This window comes from Psychrilyobacter sp. (assembly GCF_049671765.1).
In the GTDB taxonomy this organism is placed as follows: domain Bacteria; phylum Fusobacteriota; class Fusobacteriia; order Fusobacteriales; family Fusobacteriaceae; genus Psychrilyobacter.
On sequence record NZ_JBATVM010000057.1, the window covers coordinates 1 to 4774 of the forward strand.

The 4774-nt window shown below is 28.9% G+C and carries 6 protein-coding genes; 5 read left to right on the forward strand and 1 reads right to left on the reverse strand.

Annotation, left to right across the window (positions count from 1 at the left end; translation table 11 throughout):
• The 5 genes from WBG30_RS02760 to WBG30_RS02780 form a co-directional block, all read left to right on the forward strand.
• On the forward strand, positions 1-999 hold a 999-nt coding region (locus tag WBG30_RS02760), incomplete at its 5' end, for an IS701 family transposase (protein WP_424503118.1).
• Positions 1000-1222: 223 nt separating this feature from the next.
• A complete protein-coding gene (locus tag WBG30_RS02765; protein WP_424503119.1) occupies positions 1223-1414 on the forward strand; it encodes a hypothetical protein in 192 nt (63 codons plus the stop codon).
• Positions 1415-1476: 62 nt separating this feature from the next.
• Complete coding sequence (locus WBG30_RS02770) at positions 1477-1731, forward strand: hypothetical protein (RefSeq protein ID WP_424503120.1); 255 nt, start codon at positions 1477-1479, stop codon at positions 1729-1731.
• A 187-nt stretch (positions 1732-1918) separates the two neighbouring features.
• Complete coding sequence (locus tag WBG30_RS02775; RefSeq protein ID WP_424503123.1) at positions 1919-2701, forward strand: MerR family transcriptional regulator; 783 nt, start codon at positions 1919-1921, stop codon at positions 2699-2701.
• A 75-nt stretch (positions 2702-2776) separates the two neighbouring features.
• A complete protein-coding gene (locus WBG30_RS02780) occupies positions 2777-3454 on the forward strand; it encodes a DUF554 domain-containing protein (RefSeq protein WP_424503121.1) in 678 nt (225 codons plus the stop codon).
• Between the two features lie 80 nt (positions 3455-3534).
• On the opposite strand, the gene WBG30_RS02785 is transcribed toward WBG30_RS02780, so the two are convergent.
• Positions 3535-4774, reverse strand: a 1240-nt coding sequence (locus tag WBG30_RS02785; protein WP_424503122.1) for an MATE family efflux transporter, incomplete at its 5' end; no start/stop codon positions are given.

Consider the following 4774-nt stretch of genomic DNA (forward strand, 5'->3'; position numbering starts at 1 on the left):
AAATCTGCTCATTCTACAGATCTACAAAATATTACTGATTCTAAAATCTCTAAAGATTCTATTTATCGGTTTCTTAGCTCTGGTCAGTTTTGTGAAAAAAACTTTTGGTTAGCTATTAAACCAATCTTAAAGCCTATAGAGGATTCTAATGCTTGCATTTCTTTTGACGACACTATTGTTCATAAACCTCATACTCAACCAAATGAAATTGTTGAGTACTATTGGGATCACACAATAAATAAGAGTGTTAAAGGGATTAATATTTTATCTTGTACATATCAAATTAAAGATATCTCTTTACCTATCAATTACAGAGTTATTAGAAAAAATAAAATTGCTACAGATATCAATGATAAAACAAAGCGTAAGTCCGAATTCACTAAAAATGAATCAATGTTAGACATGCTTAAAATGATAAAAGTTAACAAAGTTAAATATCGATATATCCTTATGGACTCTTGGTATACCACAACTGATAATTTGAAATATATACACAAAAACTTAAATAAACTGTTTGTTTCGGCGCTAAAGAGTAATAGAACCTTTAAGTTTTTAAGCGAAGATTCTACACAATTTAGAAAAGTCAGCACAGGTGATTTTCAACCTAATGAAGTTTACACGGTAGAGCTGAAAGGATTACCTTTCCCAGTGTTTCTAACAAAGCAGGTCTTCCAAAATGGAGATGGAAAAGAAGCTTCACTATACCTAATTACTAATGATGAATTTCTAAACTATGATAGTACAATAAAAGTCTACAAAAAACGGTGGAATATTGAAGTTTACCATAAATCATTGAAGCAAAACTGTTCAATGGGTAAAGCAACAGTAAGAACAGTTCAAACAATTATTGGGCATCTATTTTGCTCAATATATTCATATGTAAAACTTGAAAAATTAAAAATGAAAACACATATAAATCATTTCAAATTAAAAACTAAATATTATTTATTAGGACTAAAAGAAACCTTTTCAAGATTATCTGATTTAAAAACAGTATAATTTTTCATGGGATAAGTCCGTCTAAATGAATTAGTTACCGCGAAACATCAGTAATAATTACTCCTAAGGAACAAATAAATAAACCTAAAAATAATTTTAAATATCTTAGGAACTCTTTTTTCATGGTTTCCTCCACATTTTATACTCTATAACACATTCATCAAGAGTATATCATACAATTTTTTATTATGCTATACTCAATTATCAGAGAAAATTGTTTCGAATGATTGGAAATAATGTTGTTTTTTTAGATGATATTATGATGATAGAGCTTTTAGAATTGGTGAAATACTACAGAATGGAAAATATAAATAACAAAATTATTTTTGGGGGAATGAGAAAAGATAACTTTTATATCTTTATAAAAATGTGTTTGGAAAAAAATATAAAACATATAGTAGAAAGGATTATATAGGAAAAATGGTATAAGTATATTAACAACAGAATACATCATCAAATAATAGTGGGGTGATTGTAATGAGATATACAGAAAATTTTTTTGAAGAAGGGATAGTAATAGATAAAAATGAAGATTTTTACTTAGTGGTAGATGATACCAGTGACTTCCATGTAATAAAATCTTTAGAAAAAATAAAATTACAATCGTATATTTATTGGAATAAAAATGAGCAGATATATGGAAGGTTTCCAACAAGGATAATTCCAGCAATGTTTTATTCTAGAAATGAACCAGTAGAAAATTGGTTTAAGGAAACATCTATTAGTAGTTAAATTATAAACATATCATGGATAGAAAAATATTTAAAGGAGTCGGTTTAATTAAACTGGCTCTTTTTAATATGTTAATAATAATTTTATCTAGGAAAGATTGAATTATTAATTGGATTTATAGTATGATTAAATTATTAAGACACCGCTTATTTAAAAGACAGAGGAGGAGAGAAAAATAAAATATAGCATTGGAGAAGTTAGCAAACTTTTTAATATACCTATAACTACATTGAGACACTATCATAATAAAGGGATATTTAAAGCTGGGTATATAGATAAAGATACAGGATATAGATATTATTTTTCGGATCAGTTTGAATTGTTAAATAATATTTTAAATTTAAGATACAGTAAAATACCTCTGGATAGAATAAAGGAATATACAGAAAATGGAGACATATCCCTCTTAAAATCAATTTTTTCAGAACAAAAAGAGGAGTTAGAAAGATCGATAAATGAACTGGAGTGTGCTAAAAAAAGTGTAGAGGAGAGACTTCAATATATAGAAAAAATAAAAAAAATCCCTGACTTTGAGAAAATATTGATTCAGCATATGGAGGCAGAGCAAATATTTACCATAGATAAAGAATTTAGAAAGGAGTGCGATTTGGAGATTTTAGTGAGAGAGCTAGGAGAAAAAACTAATTTTTCTCACTCGTTAACTCTAGGAAATGTAGGCCTTTTTATGAAACCAAATTCTGAATATAGAGAATATGCAGGTGTTTATTTAATTAATAAAAATTTTAAAGATCTTTTAAATGTTTCTCTAAAGACGGCAGGAGAGTATCTAATGATATATTTTAAAGGGAAAAGAGAAAGTTCAGCAAAATATTATAAAATTTTAGAAAAATATATAAAAGATAATAATATAGAAACAGAGGGATTATTTTATGAGATAGCTCTAGTAAGTACATCCATATCACATACAGAAAAAGAATATATTAGAAGAATAGAAATAAAGAAAAAATAATTTAACATTGACTCTCTACTAGGTGGAGACTGTATACTTAAAATTGTATAAGGTATCTAGAAAAGGAGGGGTGAAATGTTAGGAACAATAGTAAATACAGCTACCATAGTAGTAGGTGCAACAATAGGAAGTTTTCTAAATAAAGGAATTGAAGAGAGATACAAAGAGAGAACTATACAGGGAATGGGCTTTGTCGCCATGGCAATAGGTATATCTAATATTTCAAAGGGAATGACCCTTATAGAGAATCCGTTGGTATTTATACTCAGTATAGGGATAGGAGCTGTATTAGGAGAGTGGATTAATTTAGATAAAAAAATAGATATTATAAGCAAAAAATATGAAGGGACAAAAAATCCAGTACAGGGAATAGTGATTGGAGTTATATTATTTTGTGTAGGAGCACTTTCTATAGTGGGACCCATAGAGAGTGCCATTAGGGGAGATAATACCATGCTTTATGCCAATGCTGTATTAGATGGAATAACTTCTATAATACTTTCGATTAATTATGGGATATCTATAGCATTAGTAGGAGTTATACTCTTTTTTTGGCAAGGAAGTATATATCTTGGAGCTAGTGTAATGCAGGAGCTAGTTACTCCAGAGCTTTTAAACCAGCTGACTGTATTGGGAGGAGTCTTTATCTTAGGAACGGGAATAAATATTTTAGGGATGGCTAAGATAAAAATTTTAAACTTCCTTCCTGCTCTTTTAATTCCATTTATAGCTAAGATGCTTGGGATTATTTAAAAAATAATTTTATTGTAGTAATTAAGAAATAAAAAAATACTGCTTAGGTCCCAAATAGGGGCCAGCAGTATTTTTTTCTATTAATTTATTGTAGCAAATCTAATCTTACCTTCGATATTTCTAAAAGATCTCCTCATCATAGAAATACTTATAATTAGACAACTAACTTCTGCTATGGGGATAGCCATCCATATTCCACGGGGTCCAAATATAGGTGGAAGGATCATAAGAAATATTCCTACAAAAACAAGTGATCTGAGACATGCAATACTTGCAGATTCCATGGGTTTTTCTATAGCTGTATGAAATGAACTAGATATTATATTTATAAATGAAAATATATAAGCAAATACAAAGTAAGCAATAGCTTCATTGGTTAAATTGGTTAATTCAATATTTCCATTAGTAAATATATTTACTATGGGACCACTATAAAACTTCATCAGGATAAAAAATACTATCCCTATACTTCCACCAGTTATTAGAGAAATTTTCAATACATCATATATTTTTTCTATTCTTTTTGCTCCTAGATTATATGAAATTATAGGTTGTAATGCCTGAGCTAATCCATAGAGAGATATATTTACAATGGTATTGACATAAAATACTATTGTAAGAGCGGAAACTCCTATTTCACCTATTTCTTTCATAATTATTCTATTAAATAAGAAAGCTGCTACTGATGTGGAGACTACTGTCAACATCTCAGAACTTCCATTATAGAGTATATTTTTTAATAGTTTAAAATCTCCCTTTAGTTTAAAAAATTGTATTTGAGATTTTCCATTAAAAAAATAACCAAAGAGTGCTAGTCCACCTAGAAGATTAGCTATTGCTGTAGCGTAAGCTGCTCCAGACATTCCCCAACCAAATTTCACAATAAAAAGGTAATCTAGGACTATATTACTTAGACAACATATAAAACCACTCAAAAATACAGAATTGGGCTTTTCTCCAACCCTTGCAAATGTTTCGGTGTATATTGGAAGATTTAAAACTATACATAATAATAATGAGGGCTTCATATAAGCTTTTACTAGAGGTAATAATCCTAAATCTGCTCCTAAAAATAATATTATTTTGTCCAAAATAAATAAACTACCTATGGAAATGATTCCTACTATTACTAAATAAGATATAAGAGTAAAGGTTGCAATCTCTCCAGCTTTTTGCTTTTGGTTTTTTCCTAAAGAAATTGAGGCTAGTACAGCACCACCAGCTGAGATCATCATGACTATACTCATAATGGTAATCATATATGGCATGGATAAATTAACCGCTGCAAGACCTCGAGGTCCTACAATATTGCCTATAAAC

Bases quoted from the DNA above. Each gene is read 5' to 3' on its own strand.
- WBG30_RS02780 (WP_424503121.1), top strand. From the start codon at position 2,777: ATGTTAGGAACAATAGTAAATACAGCTACCATAGTAGTAGGTGCAACA.
- WBG30_RS02770 (WP_424503120.1), top strand. From the start codon at position 1,477: ATGAGATATACAGAAAATTTTTTTGAAGAAGGGATAGTAATAGATAAA.
- WBG30_RS02765 (WP_424503119.1), top strand. From the start codon at position 1,223: ATGATTGGAAATAATGTTGTTTTTTTAGATGATATTATGATGATAGAG.